The organism is Streptomyces sp. NPDC031265 (genome assembly GCF_055570295.1).
Genome location: NZ_JBVIHM010000020.1, coordinates 110,782 through 127,715, shown reverse-complemented (window position 1 = coordinate 127,715; position 16,934 = coordinate 110,782). Strand labels below are relative to the sequence as shown.

General features: G+C 70.4%; 17 protein-coding genes, 1 pseudogene and 1 riboswitch. Of the genes and pseudogenes, 9 read left to right on the top strand and 9 right to left on the bottom strand.

The genetic code is table 11. From position 1 onward, the window contains the following. Window positions 1-51 precede the first annotated feature (51 nt). Window positions 52-348: a hypothetical protein gene (locus ACZ499_RS27165; protein ID WP_468678744.1), complete on the bottom strand. Its 297-nt coding sequence runs from the start codon at window positions 346-348 to the stop codon at window positions 52-54. A gap of 15 nt (window positions 349-363) precedes the next feature. Continuing rightward, window positions 364-2,034 (bottom strand): sodium:solute symporter family protein, encoded by a 1,671-nt coding sequence (locus tag ACZ499_RS27160; protein ID WP_468678742.1) that lies wholly within the window; start codon window positions 2,032-2,034, stop codon window positions 364-366. 188 nt (window positions 2,035-2,222) lie between these two features. Between ACZ499_RS27160 and ACZ499_RS27155 the strand changes: the two genes are divergently transcribed. Further along, a complete protein-coding gene (locus tag ACZ499_RS27155; protein WP_468678739.1) occupies window positions 2,223-2,393 on the top strand; it encodes a hypothetical protein in 171 nt (56 codons plus the stop codon). Here ACZ499_RS27155 and ACZ499_RS27150 read toward each other — a convergent pair. Together ACZ499_RS27150 and ACZ499_RS27145 are read right to left on the bottom strand one after the other, a co-directional pair. Next, the gene (locus ACZ499_RS27150; RefSeq protein ID WP_468678738.1) at window positions 2,371-3,057 is read right to left on the bottom strand and encodes an NUDIX domain-containing protein; all 687 of its coding nucleotides are present in this window, start codon (window positions 3,055-3,057) and stop codon (window positions 2,371-2,373) included. The genes ACZ499_RS27155 and ACZ499_RS27150 overlap by 23 nt on opposite strands. Then, on the bottom strand, window positions 3,054-3,842 hold the full coding sequence (locus ACZ499_RS27145) for a DeoR/GlpR family DNA-binding transcription regulator (protein WP_468678736.1): 789 nt from the start codon (window positions 3,840-3,842) through the stop codon (window positions 3,054-3,056). Before ACZ499_RS27145 ends, ACZ499_RS27150 begins: the two co-directional genes overlap by 4 nt. A gap of 608 nt (window positions 3,843-4,450) precedes the next feature. On the opposite strand from ACZ499_RS27145, the pseudogene ACZ499_RS27140 reads away from it, so the two are divergent. Continuing rightward, a pseudogene (locus ACZ499_RS27140) lies at window positions 4,451-4,948 on the top strand (carbohydrate-binding protein); the annotation flags it as partial. On the opposite strand, the gene ACZ499_RS27135 reads toward ACZ499_RS27140, so the two are convergent. Next, a complete protein-coding gene (locus ACZ499_RS27135; protein ID WP_468678735.1) occupies window positions 4,888-6,147 on the bottom strand; it encodes a hypothetical protein in 1,260 nt (419 codons plus the stop codon). The pseudogene ACZ499_RS27140 and the gene ACZ499_RS27135 sit on opposite strands and share 61 nt — an antisense overlap. Before the next feature lie 295 nt (window positions 6,148-6,442). Between ACZ499_RS27135 and ACZ499_RS27130 the strand changes: the two genes are divergently transcribed. The 5 genes from ACZ499_RS27130 to ACZ499_RS27110 all read left to right on the top strand — a co-directional run bounded on the left by ACZ499_RS27130 (window position 6,443) and on the right by ACZ499_RS27110 (window position 11,002). Further along, window positions 6,443-7,345 (top strand): aldo/keto reductase, encoded by a 903-nt coding sequence (locus ACZ499_RS27130; RefSeq protein WP_468678733.1) that lies wholly within the window; start codon window positions 6,443-6,445, stop codon window positions 7,343-7,345. Between the two features lie 341 nt (window positions 7,346-7,686). After that, window positions 7,687-7,871, top strand: a riboswitch (cyclic di-AMP (ydaO/yuaA leader). 4 nt (window positions 7,872-7,875) lie between these two features. After that, the gene (locus ACZ499_RS27125) at window positions 7,876-8,712 is read left to right on the top strand and encodes a LysM peptidoglycan-binding domain-containing protein (RefSeq protein WP_468678732.1); all 837 of its coding nucleotides are present in this window, start codon (window positions 7,876-7,878) and stop codon (window positions 8,710-8,712) included. Window positions 8,713-8,844: 132 nt separating this feature from the next. After that, complete coding sequence (locus ACZ499_RS27120) at window positions 8,845-9,435, top strand: TetR/AcrR family transcriptional regulator (RefSeq protein ID WP_468678730.1); 591 nt, start codon at window positions 8,845-8,847, stop codon at window positions 9,433-9,435. Continuing rightward, entirely contained in the window at window positions 9,432-10,163 is a 732-nt protein-coding gene (locus ACZ499_RS27115; RefSeq protein ID WP_468678729.1) for an LmeA family phospholipid-binding protein, read from the top strand. Before ACZ499_RS27120 ends, ACZ499_RS27115 begins: the two co-directional genes overlap by 4 nt. Before the next feature lie 155 nt (window positions 10,164-10,318). Then, window positions 10,319-11,002, top strand: coding sequence for a Rossmann-fold NAD(P)-binding domain-containing protein (locus ACZ499_RS27110; protein ID WP_468402348.1), 684 nt, complete (start codon window positions 10,319-10,321; stop codon window positions 11,000-11,002). Between the two features lie 7 nt (window positions 11,003-11,009). On the opposite strand, the gene ACZ499_RS27105 is transcribed toward ACZ499_RS27110, so the two are convergent. Further along, window positions 11,010-11,681, bottom strand: coding sequence for a beta-glucanase (locus tag ACZ499_RS27105; RefSeq protein ID WP_468678728.1), 672 nt, complete (start codon window positions 11,679-11,681; stop codon window positions 11,010-11,012). 411 nt (window positions 11,682-12,092) lie between these two features. Between ACZ499_RS27105 and ACZ499_RS27100 the strand changes: the two genes are divergently transcribed. Then, window positions 12,093-12,296 carry a cold-shock protein gene (locus tag ACZ499_RS27100; protein WP_101391331.1) on the top strand — a complete coding sequence of 68 codons (204 nt, stop codon included), beginning with the start codon at window positions 12,093-12,095 and terminating at the stop codon, window positions 12,294-12,296. Window positions 12,297-12,647: 351 nt separating this feature from the next. Beyond that, window positions 12,648-14,162, top strand: a complete 1,515-nt coding sequence (locus tag ACZ499_RS27095) for a DEAD/DEAH box helicase (RefSeq protein WP_468678725.1) — start codon at window positions 12,648-12,650, stop codon at window positions 14,160-14,162. 267 nt (window positions 14,163-14,429) lie between these two features. Here ACZ499_RS27095 and ACZ499_RS27090 read toward each other — a convergent pair whose 3' ends face one another. From ACZ499_RS27090 to ACZ499_RS27080, 3 genes are all read right to left on the bottom strand, one after another. Then, a complete protein-coding gene (locus ACZ499_RS27090; RefSeq protein ID WP_468678723.1) occupies window positions 14,430-14,840 on the bottom strand; it encodes a GntR family transcriptional regulator in 411 nt (136 codons plus the stop codon). Window positions 14,841-14,971: 131 nt separating this feature from the next. After that, complete coding sequence (locus tag ACZ499_RS27085) at window positions 14,972-15,958, bottom strand: ABC transporter permease (RefSeq protein WP_468678721.1); 987 nt, start codon at window positions 15,956-15,958, stop codon at window positions 14,972-14,974. After that, entirely contained in the window at window positions 15,955-16,890 is a 936-nt protein-coding gene (locus ACZ499_RS27080) for an ABC transporter ATP-binding protein (protein ID WP_468678797.1), read from the bottom strand. Before ACZ499_RS27080 ends, ACZ499_RS27085 begins: the two co-directional genes overlap by 4 nt. Window positions 16,891-16,934 lie beyond the last annotated feature (44 nt).

The following is a 16,934-nucleotide window of genomic DNA, read 5'->3' as shown; positions in this document are numbered from 1 at the left end:
GGCGGGGAGGGGCGCGCGGAACCCCCCTGTCCGGGTCCCGCGCGACCGACCTCAGACCCCGTCCGGCCCGGCTCCGTCGTCCTCCGGGGCGGGCGGGGCGAGGGGCCGCAGCCACAGCCAGACCAGGAAGAACAGGCCGAGGGCGAGCATTCCGAGGCCCGTCCACAGGTTGATGTTGATGCCCTGAGCCTTGTCGAGGTCGGCGTCGGAGGCCGTCAGCCCGGCTATGGTGACGATCACTCCGTACAGGGTGAAGAGGCCGCCGATGATCCGGCGGATGTCGAAGAGCCGGGCCGCGGTGGCGGACTTCTTCTCCAGCTCGGAGACTTCGCGTTGCAGTTCAGACATGGTCCGGGCCTCCGATCAGAGCGAATAGGGCAGGTAGCAGAGCGCGGCGAGGACCACCGCTCCCCAGCCGAGCAGCGCGGGCCTGCGGTACCAGGCGCCGTCGCCCTCGGCGGGCGGCTCCTCCAGACCGGGCGAGACCGTCCCGTACACCAGACCGGCGAGCTCGGCCTCGGGCTTGGGCGCGGTGAAGAGCGTGACCACGACCATGACGATCGCGCCGGCGGCGAAGCCGACGATCGCGGAGACGAAGTTGGCGCCCTGGTCGGTGGGGATGGAGACGACGCCCTGCTTGTAGATCCAGAAGTAGTTGACCATCGCGGCCGTGGTGCCCGCGAGCAGCCCCCAGACACCGGACTTCTTCGAGGCCCGCTTCCAGAACATCCCGATGACGAAGACCACGAACATCGGCACGTTGAAGAAGGAGAACAGCGTCTGGAGGTACCCCATGATGTTGGAGAAGCTGGAAGCGATGAACGCGGTGCCGATCGAGGCCAGCACACCGATCGCCGTGATCAGCCGCCCGAAGCGCAGGTAGTACGCGTCCGGCTGCCCCTTCTTCACGTACTTGGACCAGATGTCGTACGTGAAGACGGTGTTGAACGACGACACATTGGCCGCCATGCCCGCCATGAACGCGGCGAGCAGCCCGGTGACGGCTATGCCGAGCACACCGTTGGGCAGCAGCTCCTGCATCAGATACGGGATGGCGTCGTTGTATGTGAGGCCCGAGCCCGGGGTGCCGATGTTGGGCACCAGGGCGGCGGCGACCAGTCCCGGGATCATCACCAGGAAGACGATGAACATCTTGGGGAAGGCCGCGATCAGCGGGGTGCGCTGCGCCGCGCTGAGGTTCTTGGCGGAGAGGGCGCGCTGGACCTCGGCGAAGTTGGTGGTCCAGTAGCCGAAGGAGAGCACGAAGCCGAGCCCGAGGATGATCGTCAGCCAGTTGGCGCCGAGCGGGTTGCTCTGCCCGATACCGGTGCCGCCCCAGGCGGTGAGGTAGTTGTGGCCGTGCGCCGACTCCAGGTTGTCGCTGAGCGCGCCCCAGCCGCCGACCCGCTTGAGGCCGAGGACGACCAGCGGGATGAGCGCGGCGAGGATCACGAAGAACTGGAGCACTTCGTTGTAGATCGCCGAGGAGAGTCCGCCGACGGTGATGTACGCGAGCACGAAGAGCCCGGCGACGACGATGGCCACCCACTGCGGCCAGCCGAGGAGCGCCTCGACCACGATCGACAGGGCGTAGAGGTTGACGCCCGCGATCAGGATCGCGGCGAAGGCGAACAGCGCCGAGCTGAGCAGGTGCGCGGACGCGTCGAACCGCTGGAGCAGGAACTCCGGCACCGAGCGGACCTTGGAGCGGTAGTAGAAGGGCATCATCACCAGGCCGAGGAAGACCATGGCGGGGATGGCGCCGATCCAGTACCAGTGGACGACCGCCACGCCGTACTGGGCGCCGGTGGCGGCCATCCCGAGTATCTCGGTCGCACCCAGGTTGGCGGCGACGAAGGCGAGCCCGGTCACCCAGGCGGGCAGCGAGCGCCCGGAGAGGAAGAAGTCGAGGCTGGTCTTCACGCTCGCGCGGGCGGCGAAGCCGATGCCCAGAACCACGACGAAGTAGATCGCCAGAATCGTGTAGTCGAGCCCATTGGTGGGGAGCCGGAGCCCTTCGGCCAGAGATTGCATACGTACCCGCTTCGTCGCGCGAACTGATCCGAACCGGAACCTACGCCTCGACGACCAGAAACTGAACAGTTTTGTTGGAATTTTTTGTTTGATTGTGGTGGAGAGTGGGGGTGTGTGGGGGGTGGCCCGGTGTTCGCCTCGGTGGATTGTCCGGATTGTGTCGGGCCTGGGGTCGGAGAGGGAACACGATGGGTTCATGGCAGCGGAACGGGCAGCACAAGCACACCACCGCGGTCGCCGTCCGGGCCGCGGTGGGCGCCGTCACCATGAAGGACGACCCGCAGGCGGCCCGGTGGCCGTACGTGTTCGTCCTCACCGACGACTCCGGCCTGTGGGTCAACCGGTGGTCGCTGCCGTAGGCGGCAGGCGGACGGCGAACGGGCCGTCCAGGGCCGCCCATTGGAGCAGCATGACGGTCTTGGCGTCGGTGATCTCCCCGCTGCGGACCCTGTCCAGGGCCTCGGCGAAGGGGAGTTCCACGACGGCGATGTCCTCGCCCTCGGCCGCGACCCCGCCTCCTTCGGCGGTGGCGGTGCCCGGGCCGTACGGGGCCGCGAAGAAGTGCAGCCGCTCGGTGACCGAGCCGGGGCTCATATAGACCGCGAAGACCGGTTCGGGCACGCCGACGGTGTGGCCCGTCTCCTCGGCCGCTTCCCGCCGGATGGCCTCCTCCGGGCTGTCCCCGTCGAGAAGCCCGGCGGCGGTCTCGACGAGCATGCCGTCGGGGTGCCCGTTGACGTACGCGGGCAACCGGAACTGGCGCGTCAGCAGCACGGTCCTGCGGTCGGCGTCGTACAGGAGGATCGTCGCGCCGTCGCCCCGGTCGTACGTCTCGCGCTGCTCGCGGCTCCAGTGGCCGTCGCTGTGGCGGTAGTCGAAGGTGGTCTTGCGCAGGACGTACCAGTCGCAGGAGAGCACCTCGACGTCGGTGATCCGCACCTGCGGGTTGCCGGTCAGGTCGCGTCCGTGCTGGTCCAGGCCGGTGCGGCCGCGGCGGTCGGGGGTGTCGATGCCGGCGGTCATCGGGCGAGGACCGTCTCGACGCCCGCGTCCCGCAACGCCTTCAGCGTCGCCGGACCGCTGGGGTGGGTGTCGGCGTCCTCTGCCGCGGCGTCGGTGACGAAGCCGTGCACCGAGCCGAGCGGGGCGACCTGGCCGAACGCGCGGACGCCGAGTTTGGTCGCGTCGGCCACCCCGATCGTGCGGGCGGCCTGGGCGAGCCCGGCCTGCTTGACGGCCGCGTCCTCCAGTGAGAACTCCGACCAGCCGTGGTCGGCGTGGACGCCGCCGATGGACATCACGAAGCAGTCGAAGACGAGGGATTCCAGCGTGCGCAGGGCCAGGGGGCCCACCAAGGAGCACTCGCCGGGCCGGGAGCGGCCTCCCACGACGAGGAGTTCGATCCCGGGCCGGTCCGCCAGGCAGGCCGCCGCCTGGAGACTGAGCACCGCGACCGTGAGCGGGGCCCGGGCGGCCAGGTGCTCCGCGACGTGCACAGTGGTGGTTCCGGCGTCAAGCAGCACGCGCGACCCGGGCTCCACCAGCGCGGCCACCGCCGCACCGAGCCGGTCCTTCGTAGCGGCCTGCCACGCCTCGCGGGCGGCGAACCCCGCGCCCTCCTCACGGGGCGGCCCGGCGACCGCCCCGCCGTGCACCCGCCGGAGCAGCCCCTGGCGCTCCAGCGCGTCCAGATCCCGGCGCACGGTCATCTCGGACACCCCCAGTCGCTGGGAGAGTTCGGACACGGAGACCTGACCGGAGCCCTGTACGAGCCGCAGGGTCAGATCGAGACGATTGGCGACACCCATGGCCCTTTTCTAACACATAAATGTTCGATCGAACATAGAAATGGGAGAAGGGGGAGGTCCCTCCGGGGTCGGGCCGACCGACCGGTGGCGGCGAGTCGCGGGCGCGGGCGGCCTGAATCGCCCTGGTTGCATGAGCGAGCCATCGGGCCCCGGCCCCAGCGACCCCGGCCGATGGGCCCCCGGCCCCAGCCCCCGACGCCGCCGGGTTCGTGGGGCCCGCTGCCCCGCTCCGGAGGCCCGTACAACCCCCAACATGAGCGCAGGCGGTGGCCATGGGTGCTGCTGGTCATCGCCCTGCTGTCGGAGGGCGGCTGCGCGGCGGTCTTCGCGCTGTTCGCCGACGGGGTTGACCGCCACAGCCTCCGGGCCGTTCGCCGCTGCGTCGTGCAGTGACTTCTGAAGGCGGTGTTCCGCATGCCCCGCCCGCGCGCCATCGTGATGCCCGGACCAACTGGTCTGGACCATCTCGTCGTTCGTGCGGCGGTCCCGCCGTGCGGCACCGCAGTCGGGAGTGGGCGGATGCGTGGGGCGACCGTGTTACCGGGGGAGGGCGGCAACGGGTGTGAGGCTGCCGGTGGGGCGCCGCCGTTGCATCGGCTCGAGGTGCCGACTTCTGGCAGGCGGACGCCAACGGCGCGTACGACAACACCGGCTTCCGCCTCCGGGGCCACCAATACACCGACGCGCGCGGGGCGTTCACGCTGACCACCGTCGTGCCGGGGCTCTACCCGGGCCGCACCCGCCATCTCCACGTGAAGGCCCAGGCCCCCGGTCGGCCGGTGCTCACCACGCAGCTCTACTTCCCCGGCGAACCGCGCAACAACACCGACTCGCTGTTCGACGCACGGCTGCTCATGACCGTACGGGACGCGGGCGGCGCGAAGGAGGCGGCGTTCGACTTCGTGCTCGACGTGGCCCAGTCGCCGACGCCGACCGCCACGCCCACCGGCCCACCGCCCGGAACCACCTGGGCCGTCGGCACCGCCTACGGCCCGGGCGACCGCGTCGGCCACGGCGGCCGCACCTACCTCTGCCTCCTCCAGGCTCACACCGCCCAGCCGGGCTGGGAGCCGCCGAACGCGCCCGCGCTGTGGCGGGCCGCCTGACCCCACCCGGGCAGGCTCTGGCGCAAACCCCGAGGGCGCCGGGCGAACCCGTACATCCGGGTCCGCATCGCCTTGTCGGTCGTCTCGGTCTTGAACGGCGTCTTGACCTCGTACGGGTTGCAGCCCGCCGCCAGCACCTCGGCCATCACCAGTGAGGCGTCGTCGGCCTTCCAGCCGTACGAGAACGCCCAGGCGGGCTTGGTCCCGCTGGCGGCGCGCGCGTATTTGTACATCGAGATCAGACACGTCCAGTCGGTCGCCGTGGCGTGGCGCATCCCGTCGTAGTCGCCGAGGATGTCCACCTCCCATACATGGCTGACGCCCTCGGCCTTGCGTAGATAGGCTCCGTCGAGACCGACCAGGGTGGAGTACTGGTAGTCCATGGTCACGGTCTCCACGAACGTGACCAGGTCGGGGTTGACGGAGCGCCCCGCGGCGGCGATGTCGAGCTGCCACTGGAGCAGGTTGCGGTGGCGCCACTCGACGTAGCGCCGGAAGGTGAGGTTCGTGAAGTCGGCCTTGACGGGCATACTGAGGCCGGTGTCGGCCTTGAACGCTGCGGTCGCCCAGGTCGAGGTGTCGCACCAGCTCAGCGCGCCGTCGAAATAGATCGGCACGTCCGGCCAGATCGCGTCGAGGCGGGTGGCGGCGAGCGCCTTGACGCGGGTCAGGTAGTAGTCCCGCCAGGGCGAGTTGGGGCTCAGCCAGCAGCTCTCGTCTCCCGGGTCGACCCAGACGACCAGGCTGCCGTAGAAGACGTTGGGTTTGCCGTCGAGGCCGCGCTGGACCCGGTCCTTGCCGTCGCTGTTCTTGTAGAACGACGGGCCCTTCTCGCCGCCCGCGCTGATGAGCTCCATCGACGGGTAGTACATGACCACCCGGATCCCGGCGGCGTGCGCCAGCTGCACAAAGCTCCTGACCTTGCCCATGTGCTCGGTGAACTGCTGGTCCGTCAGCCAGTTCGACAAGATGGTGTCGACCTCGATGACGCTCACGTTCTGCGCCTTGAGTCCGGCGATCACCGGCTTCATGTCGAGGTTCGGGTCGGCGTCGTCGTCGAAGGTGCCGTCCGCGATGCGGGCGAAGCGGGCCCATTCGGGAAAGGAGACGCCGGCGACGGGTGTGTGGGCGGTGCCGAGCGATTCGGCCCAGACGGGGCCGGAACGCAACCCGGGAACGGGCAGCAGATTCGCCGCCATGGCCAGCCCCCCTGCACCCAGCCCCGTCCGTAATACGCTTCTTCGGCTCAGTCTCCGTCTCTCGTGCATTTAACTGTCCCCCCAGTGGTGGTCGTTTCGGCTTCGGAATACCGCGTTTTCATTGCCCGTTGCCTTTCCGGGCAATCCTGTCTGATCGTTTGCAGCACCGCGTGGATTCGCGGCAACGCGGCCGAGAGGGCTCAAATGCGACGGGTGCTTTCCGGCCGTACTTCTCCCATGAGGCGATGGAGTTCGGTCGTTTCAGCGACGCGAGCGCGGATGGCAGACTGCGATCATGACTACGGAGACGATCAACGCGGCGGCCGCGGGCGCCTGGAAACTCGGTGACCTGTCGGTCAACCGGCTGGGATTCGGCGCGATGCGCCTCACCGGCAGCGCCGCGTTCGACCTCGGCACGCCCAGCGACCGCGAGCGGTCCATCGGCGTGCTGCGGCGCGCGGTCGAACTCGGCGTCAATCACATCGACACCGCGGCCTTCTACTTCTCCCGGCTCCGGTCCGCCAACGAACTCATCAACCGGGCGCTGGCGCCCTACCCGGACGATCTGGTCATCGTCACCAAGGTCGGTCCGGGGCGCGACGCGTCGGGCGAGTGGCTGTCCTGGGCCACGCCGGAGCAGCTGCGCGGCCAGGTCGAGGAGAACCTGCGCCAGCTCGGCCGCGACCACCTCGATGTGGTCAACCTGCGCCTCAACGGGCCGGGTTCGCTCGCCGAGCACTTCGGCGCACTGGCCGAGCTGCGCGACGCCGGGCTCATCCGCCACCTGGGCATCTCCAACATCGCCCCCGAGCACCTCGCGGAGGCCCAGGCCATCGCGCCGGTGGTCTGTGTGCAGAACCGGTACGGCCTGGACAGCCGGCGTACGGGCTCCGACGAAGTGCTGCGGCTCTGCGGGGAGCAGGGCATCGCGTTCGTCCCGTTCTTCGCCATCGCCGGGGAGGGGCGCGAGAGCGGTGCGGGACAGGGAGGCGGCACGGACAGCGAGGCGGTCCTCGCGGTCGCCCGCGCTCACAGGGTGACGTCCGCACAGGTCCGCCTCGCGTGGACGCTGCGGCAGGGCGAGCACGTGCTGGCCATCCCCGGCACCGGCAACCCGGAACACCTGGTGGAGAACGTCGCCGCGGGCGCGCTGCGGCTCACGGACGAGGAGATGGAGCTGCTCGGGTCCCCGAGCTGAGGCTGCCGAGCCCCTCTCTCGATGTCCGAAATGAACCCCAGAGGGGCAGTTTCCCTCCTATGTCGCCAATCTATTCATTGGGAATGATAGGGCGGCTTAAGATTTCGTTTGGGTGCTGTCGGTGTAATTGCTATTACCGACGCAAGGAGTGAAATGGGTCACGCGGCCCCTTGTCGGCGGGCCCCCCGTGACGCGCGCATTCCGTTCCGCGCGGGGCGAGTTGGGGGTGCGGGGAGGCAGGGGCCCGCATTTCCCGCCCGTGGTGGATCTTTCTCGCGGCTGCCGTGGTGAATTGAGGTCTTGTTTCGGCCAGTCCTATTCGTTTACGGTCACCGTCAAATCCGGATGGACCGCCGAATCCTGCCGCTGTCCGGAAACCCCCCACACACGAAATGGCAGGAGCGGGGAAACCAGGTAGGCCGCCGAATCCGGAGACGGAACGGCTCGGGGTGAAGCCGCGTGCGCCGCGGCCGGGCAGCTCTCGCCCGAACCCGACAGCTCACCTCGCAGGCGAAGGAGAGGAATTCGCCATGCCCGCTACGGGTAAGCACCGCCGCCCCAAGTCCCGCACCCTGACCCGGGGCATCGCCGCCGCGGGTACGGGCGGCGCCGCGCTCATCATTCCGGTGCTCGGCGCGACCGGCGCCGGTGCCGCGCCTTCGGCGGCGCCGCACTCCGGCACCGCCGCGAAGTCCGCGCCCGCCGTCGCGGCCGCCGCGAAGGGCGCGGTGTCCGCCAAGCCGATCGTGGCGAAGAAGGCCGCTGCGACGACCTACTCCGTCGTCGCCGGGGACTGCCTCTCCAAGATCGCCCAGGACCTCGACGTCAGCGGCGGCTGGAAGAAGCTGTACCAGGACAACCGCCAGGCCATCGGCGGCAACCCGGCCCTGATCCACCCCGGCCTCGAACTGGCGGTGGGCAAGAAGGCGAAGGCTCCGGCGGCGTCCGCCGACCGTACGGCCACCTCGGCCCGGGCCGACCGTTCGGCCCGTACGACCACGCTGCCCCAGCAGGCGACCGCCGCCGTGGCGAAGACGGCGACGTACTCCGACAACCTGGACGGCTGGATCCGGCAGTCCCTGGACATCATGGCCCAGCACGGCATCCCCGGCTCCTACGACGGCATCTACCGCAACATCATGCGCGAGTCGTCGGGCAACCCGCTGGCCATCAACAACTGGGACTCCAACGCCGTGGCCGGCACGCCCTCCAAGGGCCTCCTCCAGGTCATCGACCCCACCTTCCAGGCCTTCCACGTCGCCGGCACGTCGACGGACAGCTACGACCCCGTCGCCAACATCGTCGCCGCGTGCAACTACGCGGCCAACACATACGGCTCGATCGACAACGTGAACGGCGCGTACTGACGGCGGCCGACGGTCGACGGCGGCCCCCGGTCGACTACTGAGGAGGGGACGGCCGGGGTGGCAGACCATCTGGTCCATCATGGACCAGATGGTCTGTTACGGTGAGCCGACCAGGCTCAGGGGAGGACCGTCATGCCACGCCCGACGCGCGCCGAGCTCGACGCCGAGATCGTCGAAGCCGCCGCCGAGCTCTTCACCGCGCAGGGCTACCTCGGCACCTCGGTGCAGGAGATCGCGGACCGGGTCGGCTACTCCAAGACCGGGCTGTTGCACCGGTTCCCCTCCAAGGAGCGGCTGCTCGCGGCGACGCTCATCGGGCCGCTGACCGAGTTCGCCGCCCTGCGCGCCACCTGGAGCGCCCTGCCGGACGGCCCCGAGCGGCACCGGCGGGCCTCGGCCGATCTGGTCGACCTGGCGCTGCGCCACCGCTCCCGGCTCGCCCTGCTCTTCAACTCCGGGCTGCCGGTGCTGCCCGGCGCGCTCGCCGGAGTGGAGGGCATGGGGGATCTGGGCGACCACCGCACCGAGACCCTCGCCGCCTTCGCGGACCCTGATGACCTGGAGGGCGCGATCCGGGCGCAGCTGGCCTTGACCGGCCTGGTCAGCACCGTCGCCGCACGCCAGGACGTACCGGACGACCTGCTGCGCGCCCCGCTGCTGCGGGCCTTCCGTGCCGCGTGCGGGATCTCGGCGCACCCCGTACTCCGCGAGGGTTCCGCATGAGGCCGCGGGCTGTGGCGGGCTGGGCGCTTCGGGGGTGGCGGAAGTACGCCGTCGCCGCGGTCGTCCTGGCCGGGCTGGGCGTGGCGGGCGACCGGGCCGCGGCCGCCTGGACGGAACACCGTACGGCCGACGCGTTCCAGAAGGCCCAGGGGCTCAAGGCCGCGCCGCACGTGCAGGTGCACGGCTTTCCGGTACTGACCCAGCTGGCCGGGGGAACGCTCGACCGCGTCGACATCGAAGCGTCCGACATCCCCGCGGGCCGCGACGGCGGCAGGCTCCCGATCACCACGCTGAATGTCGAGCTCGACCGTCTGCGCCGCTCATCGGACGCCTCCGAGGCCCACGCCGCCTCCGCCAAGGCCACCGCCTTCGTGTCCTACCAGGACCTGTCCGCCGCGCTCGGCGTCGAGATCGGCTACAGCCAGGACAGTACGAAGGCGGAGCCGCGCGTCGCGGCCACCGCGAGCCTGCCGCTGGTCGGCAAGGCCACGGCGAGTGCACGGGTCGACATGGCGGGCGACCACGCGCTCGCCTTCCGGTCCGTGAAGGTGGGCGACGGCCTGCCGAAGGCGATGCGGACGATCGTGACCGGCATGCTGGAGCGTGAGCTGAAGCTCGACGGCATCCCGGACGGCCTGGCGCTCAAGTCCCTCACCACGACTCCCGACGGACTCACCGCGACGCTCTCCGGCAAGGACGTCACCTTCCGCACCGACGACCGCGCCTGAGCGCCCGCCGGGCAGGTGCAACAACGGGTTTCGCGGACGCCAACCGCCTCGACGGGGCGCCGGACGTGATACGCAGACCTCAACACCCTTCGACGTCACGGAACTTCGCCGGTCGGTGACAAGAACGGTCACAAGAACAGACGGGGAGCGAGTCCATGCCCATCAAGGTGATCCTCTTCGGCGCGACCGGCATGGTCGGCCAGGGGGTGCTGCGGGAGTGCCTGCGCGACGACAGGGTCGAGAGCGTCCTCGCCGTGGGACGCACCCCGCTCGGTGCCGAGCACCCGAAACTGCGCGAACTCGTCCACCCCGACCTGGCTGCCCTGATGAGCCTGCCCGCCACCCAGGCCCAACTCACCGGATACGACGCCTGCTTCTTCTGCCTGGGCGTCTCCTCGGCGGGCATGGACGAGAACACCTACCGCCGCATCACCCACGACCTCACCCTCACGGCCGCCCGCGCCCTGTCCTCCTGGAACCCGCGCTCCACCTTCGTCTACGTCTCCGGCCAGGGCACCGACGCCACTGAGCAGGGCCGGATCAAGTGGGCCCGGATCAAGGGCAGGACGGAGAACGACCTGCTGGCGCTGGACCTGGACGCGTACATGTTCCGCCCCGGATACATCCAGCCCCTGCACGGCATCACCTCGAAGACCCGCCTCTACCGGGCCGCGTACGTGTTCACGAAGCCGCTCTACCCCGTCCTGAGACGACTGGCCCCGAACCACGTCACCACGACGGAGCAACTGGGCCGAGCGATGATCGCTGTCGCGACGGAGGGCGCCCGCGTGCATGTCCTGGAAACCAAGGACATCAACGGGACGGCGTCCCGCCTTTGACGGGACGTCAGTGCCCGCCCCGGTACACCCGCAGCCCGGGGACCTCGAACGACATCTCCGACACCTCCGGGGCGGGGGCCGGGTGGAAGCGGCCCGCGCTGACCGAGAGGTTGACGATGAGGTGGGCGTGCCAGCGGCTGCCCACTCCGCGGTGGTCGGCGAAGGCGTGGGCGCCGTTCACCCACCACGTGACCGAGCGGGCGCCGAACTCGACCCGCAGGTCGAGGAGGCCGCCGGGGGCGATGGACGGATCGCGGTAGGAGTGGTGGGCGTCCCGGACGTGGTTGGTCAGTTCCAGGAGGTCGGGGTTGTCGGGGTGGTACTCGAACACGTCGACCTCCTGGCCGCCGTCCCGCCAGGTCCAGATCGCCGGCCAGGCTCCTGTGGCGTGCGGCAGCCGGACCCGGGCCTCCAGGACGTCGCCCGCGCGCACCATGAAGTCCTCGTCGCTGCCCTCGGTGGTCAGCAGCCCCGTGCTCCACGCGCCCTCGGGGCGGCGCCTCGCCCAGAACGTGCCGGTGCGGCTGTACGCGGCGTCGGGGACCAGGTGGTCGAGTTTGTCGTCGCCGGGGTTGACCGGGCCGCCGTCCGGATACGCCCAGGAGCGGCCCGCGACCCACTGCGCGGGGGAGGTGAAGTCGGCCGTGAAGAAGGGGAGCTGCGGGGCCTCGGTGAGCACGGGCACACTCTGGCACAGGCACGGGGCCCGTCCTCGGCGCCTCACCCGGCCTCCTCACCGCCTCCTCCGCGCCACCCCGCCGCTCCTCCCCGTACCCCGAAAGTAAGCTTTACGTACGCAAACATCTGTGGCGGCAGGTTCGGGGTTGGTTGAGTGATTTTTCCTTGGGGGATCAGGGATTCCCGGGGGCGTGGCTGGGGAAGTCGGCATTTGCTGTACGGGACGGCCACACCGTGCTACGGTTGATCCAGTTGCAGTTGTGGTTCCCAAAGACTTCAAGTGCCTGGGCGGGTTTCTTCCGTCCGGCACTTTTGTATTTCCGGTGCAGTTATCCGGACGGGGCAATCATCACGGCGACGCCGGGATTCACACAGTGTGAATCCCAGGGCAATGCCCCGAAGGAGATATGACATGGCTACTGGCACCGTGAAGTGGTTCAACTCGGAAAAGGGCTTCGGCTTCATCGAGCAGGAGGGTGGCGGCCCGGACGTGTTCGCCCACTACTCGAACATCGCCACCCAGGGCTTCCGTGAGCTTCAGGAAGGCCAGAAGGTGACCTTCGACGTCACGCAGGGCCAGAAGGGCCCCCAGGCGGAGAACATCCTCCCCGCCTGACGTCGCTGAAGCGCAAGTATGACGCAGCTGGGGCCCGCACTTTGTGTACGGGCCCCAGCTCGTTGCTGTCTCCGGGCATGCGCCCCTCGCGGGGTGCGTGCCCGCCGCGCCGTGGACGGCACTCCACGGTGTGCATGACACCGGGTACCGCCGCCGCGCGCACCATCGCCCCGCCGGGGTCATCCCCTCGGGCCGGCGCGCGGCAGGTATTCCGAGGCCCGGCAACGGCCCGCAGCGTCGCGGCCGACCCGGGCTCGTTTTCGTCTTTTCTTTCGGCTCGTTCTTGCGATTCCCCGGCAGTCATATCCGCCGCGAATTCCTCGATACGTGCCATATCGAGGAAGGTTCTGTATGAACCGATCAGCTCGCACGAATGACCGCTCCTTCGGCGCCCGCAAGGGCTCCGGCTCCGGCGGCGCCCGCTACCGCGCCCAGGCCCAGGCGCAGGCGCAGAGCCGCTCCGGCGGCCGCACCCGGCGCCCCTCCGCCCCGCAGGGCGAGTTCGCGCTCCCCGCCACGCTCACCCCGGCACTGCCCGCAGCCGAGGCCTTCGCCGACCTGGACATGCCCGCCCCCCTGCTCGCGGCGCTCACCGGCGAGGGTGTGACGGTGCCGTTCCCGATCCAGGCGGCCACGCTGCCGAACTCGCTCGCGGGCCGTGACGTACTCGGCCGGGGCCGCACCGGCTCGGGCAAGACCCTCGCCTTCGGCCTCGCGCTCCTGGCCCGTACGGCGGGCAAGCGCGCCGACTCCAAGCAGCCGCTGGCCCTGATCCTCGTCCCCACCCGCGAGCTGGCCCAGCAGGTCACCGACGCGCTCACCCCGTACGCCCGGTCGCTGAGGCTGCGCCTCGCCACGGTCGTCGGCGGGATGTCGATCGGACGGCAGGCCGGGGCGCTGCGCTCGGGCGCCGAGGTCGTCGTGGCGACGCCCGGCCGCCTCAAGGACCTCGTCGAGCGCCGCGACTGCCGCCTCGACCGGGTGGACATCACCGTCCTGGACGAGGCCGACCAGATGGCCGACATGGGCTTCATGCCGCAGGTCACCGAGCTGCTGGACCTGGTGCGCCCCGGCGGGCAGCGGATGCTGTTCTCGGCCACCCTGGACCGCAATGTGGACCTGCTGGTGCGCCAGTACCTGACCGACCCGGTGGTCCACTCCGTCGACCCCTCGGCGGCCGCGGTCACCACGATGGAACACCACCTGCTGCACGTGCACGGCGCCGACAAGTACGCCACCGCCACGGAGATCGCCGCCCGCGAGGGCCGGGTGATCATGTTCCTGGACACCAAGCACGCCGTAGACCAGTTCACCAAGCACCTGATGAGCAGCGGAGTACGGGCGGCCGCGCTGCACGGCGGCAAGTCGCAGCCGCAGCGCACGCGCACCCTGGCCCAGTTCAAGGACGGGCAGGTCACCACCCTGGTGGCGACCAACGTCGCGGCCCGGGGCATCCACGTCGACGACCTCGACCTGGTCGTCAACGTCGACCCGCCCGCCGACCACAAGGACTATCTGCACCGCGGCGGCCGTACCGCCCGTGCCGGTGAGTCCGGCAGCGTCGTCACGCTGGTGACGCCCAACCAGCGCCGCGACATGACCCGGCTGATGGCGGATGCGGGCATCCGGCCGCAGATCACCCAGGTCCGCTCCGGCGAGGCCGAGCTGAACCGCATCACCGGCGCGCAGACCCCGTCGGGCGTCCCGATCGGCAACGCGCCGGCGGCCGAGCGCCCCAAGCGCGGCGGAGCCCCGTTCCGGGGCATCGGCACCACCCCCGGCCGCTCCGGCGGCAGCCGCCGGACCACCGAGGCCCAGCAACTCGCCGAGGCCCGCAAGGCGGCACGCGTACGCCGCTCGGCATAAGCCGGGGCGCCGCTCGGCCCGGGGCGTGTCGTCACATTCCCGTCGTCGCCCGAGGGCGGTCCGCGGCCTCTGGTGCGTGCTCTGGGGGTCCCCCCTGCTCGAAGAGCTCGGGGGAGTGCCGGGCGGAAGTCCTCGTACGGGACGTACTCGGGCTTTCGTCCGGTGCGGCGAGTGGGGGTCCCCCCTGCTCGAAGAGCTCGGGGGAGCGTGCCAGGCGTCGCGGGGCAGGCGGAAATTCGACGACAGGCCCTCGGGGCCGGTCGGTGCTCAGTGGGCGGGGGTGTGCGTGGGCGCCGCCGCCGGGAAGGTCTCGGTGAGCAGGGCGTCGAACAGCGTCGTGACGTCGTGTTCGCTCAGGCCCTCCGCCCGCGCCTCGCGCAGCCACTCGCCGAGCCGGGTGCGCAGCGGTGACTCCGGAGCGGTCTGCGGGGTGGCCAGCGAGCGGGTGATGAACGTCCCCGCCCCCTGGCGCACTTCGACCAGCCCGGAGCGCTCCAGCTCCCGGTAGGCCTTGAGAGTGGTGTTGGGGTTGACCTTCGTGGTGGCCGCCACCTGGGCCGCCGTCGGTAGTTTGTCGCCCTCGGCCAGCGCCCCCATGCGCAGCGCCTGCTCCACCTGGTGGACGATCTGGAGGTAGGCGGGCAGGCCGCTGCGGCGGTCCACGCGGAACACGACCATCGCACCTGCCTCCTTCGCGTCGTGGGTGTCTGGTGGATGCGAGTCCCGGGCCTCAACACCCGGGTGCTCCACCCTTCGTACCGTGGCGTACAGCCTATGCCGCCGGTTTCCCGCTCCGGGCCGGACAGGCCCTAGAACGCCTGGCGGCGGGTCCGCCACACGGCCAGTGCGAGCAGGGCCGCGGTCGCCACGGCCAGCAGAGCGGCCGCGGTCCACTGCAGGGTGGCCATCTGGTCGTAACCGAAGTAGTCCCACACCGAGTTGACGATGCCCTTCCGGGCGCGGCAGGCGTCGGAGTCGGCGTCACTGACGCAGGTACCCCACCCGTACAGCTTGCCCGAGGCGGTGCCGATCCACTGGTCCACCTGGACCGAGCCGTTGAGCACCGCCGGGTGGTCGCCGTCCAGGGGGAACGCGACCCGTCGGGGTGTGGCGAGGTGCGGCTTGAGGTAGTCGAAGGCCACCGAGAAGGCGAACGCGCCGAAGAAGGTGAGCGTCATCGCGGTCACCGCACGGCGCACCAGTGCGCCGATGACGATGCCGAGCGACGTGGTGAACAGCGCTGTCGTGAGCAGTACGGGGCCTGTGTTGTCGAAGATCGACGCTTCGAGCCAGTCGGTGGAGACGAACGGCCGGGCGGCGTGCCAGTACCAGGTCAGCAGCGCGCCCAGGACCGCGGTGGTCACCGCGACGAGCACCACGGTGAAGCCGAGCTTCCACAGCAGCCAGTGTGTCCGGGGCACCGACTGGGTGGTGACCAGCCGCGCCGTGCCGTTCTCCTGGTCCGAGGCGAGGAGCGGGGCGCCGAGGAAGACACCGAAGAGCAGCGGGAGATACCCCACGTAGCGCGCGATGCCTTCGAAGCTGTTCTCCAGCCGCAGGCGCAGGGCGCCGTCGATGTCGTCGACAGGGGTGGAGGGCCAGCCGGCGGCGTGTGCGTCGTCCAGCAGGACTCCGCGCTGGTAGATGATCCAGGCCGAGCCGAGGACGATGGCCGCCGCGCAGGCGAAGAGGACGGCCCGGTGCTGGCGTGTCACGAGCCAGAGCAGTCCGCGCAGCCTCCTGGGCTTGGTGCGGGCCGGCTCTTCGGCGACGGCGGGGCGGGTGAGCGTGCTCATACGGCGTACTCCTCTTGGTGGCCGGGAGCGGCGGCCGGGGAAAGCAGCGCGGGCGCCTCGGGGTTGCGGAGGTAGGCGAGCAGCACCTCTTCCATGCTGGGCTCGGCGAGCTGCCAGTCGCCGGTCAACGGGCCCTCGGTGCGCACCATCGCGGTGAACTGCCGTCCCGCGGTGCGGGATTCGATCACCGTGTGGGTGCTCAGCGCGATGGGCAGGCCCTGGTCCGTGGCGACCCCGGTGACCAGGGTGTGCATCGGCACCAGCTCGTCGGTCTCACCGGCCATCCGGACCCGGCCGTCGGCGAGGACGAGGAGGTAGTCGCACATGTGCTCAAGCTCGCTGAGCATGTGGGAGGACATCAGGACCGTGGTGCCGCGCTCGACGGCCTCGGACATCAGCAGCGAGCTCAGCTCGTCGCGGGCGACCGGGTCGAGATCGGCCATCGGCTCGTCCAGGAGCAGCAGTTCGGGCCGCTTGCCGAAGGCGAGCGCGAAGGCCACGCGGGTGCGCTGGCCGCCCGACAGGGTGCCGATCCGGGCATCCATCGGGATCCGCCCGGCGCGCACGATGCGCTCGGCCGCCGCCTGGTCCCAGCCCGGGTTGAGCTCCTGGCCCAGGCGCAGCGACTCGGCCACGGTGAACCGCTTGAACATCGGCTTGTCCTGGGCGAGATACGCGTACCGGGGCATGGCGGCGGGAGAGTCGGCCGGGGTGCCGAAGATCCGCAGCTCCCCGGCGCTCGGCTCGACGAGCCGGGTGGCCAGATTCAGCAGGGTGCTCTTTCCGGCGCCGTTGGGTCCCACGAGGCCGCAGATGCGCCCGGCCGGAATCCGGAAGGTGCAGTCCCGCAGGGCCCAGCCCCGTCGGTATTTCCTCCCCAGCCCACGTGCTTCCAGGGCCCACCGGGTGTCGGCCGCGCCAGGAGCGGTCATGTCGCGCACGCGCCTCCCCCCTTTCCATGATTCCACTAGTTGAC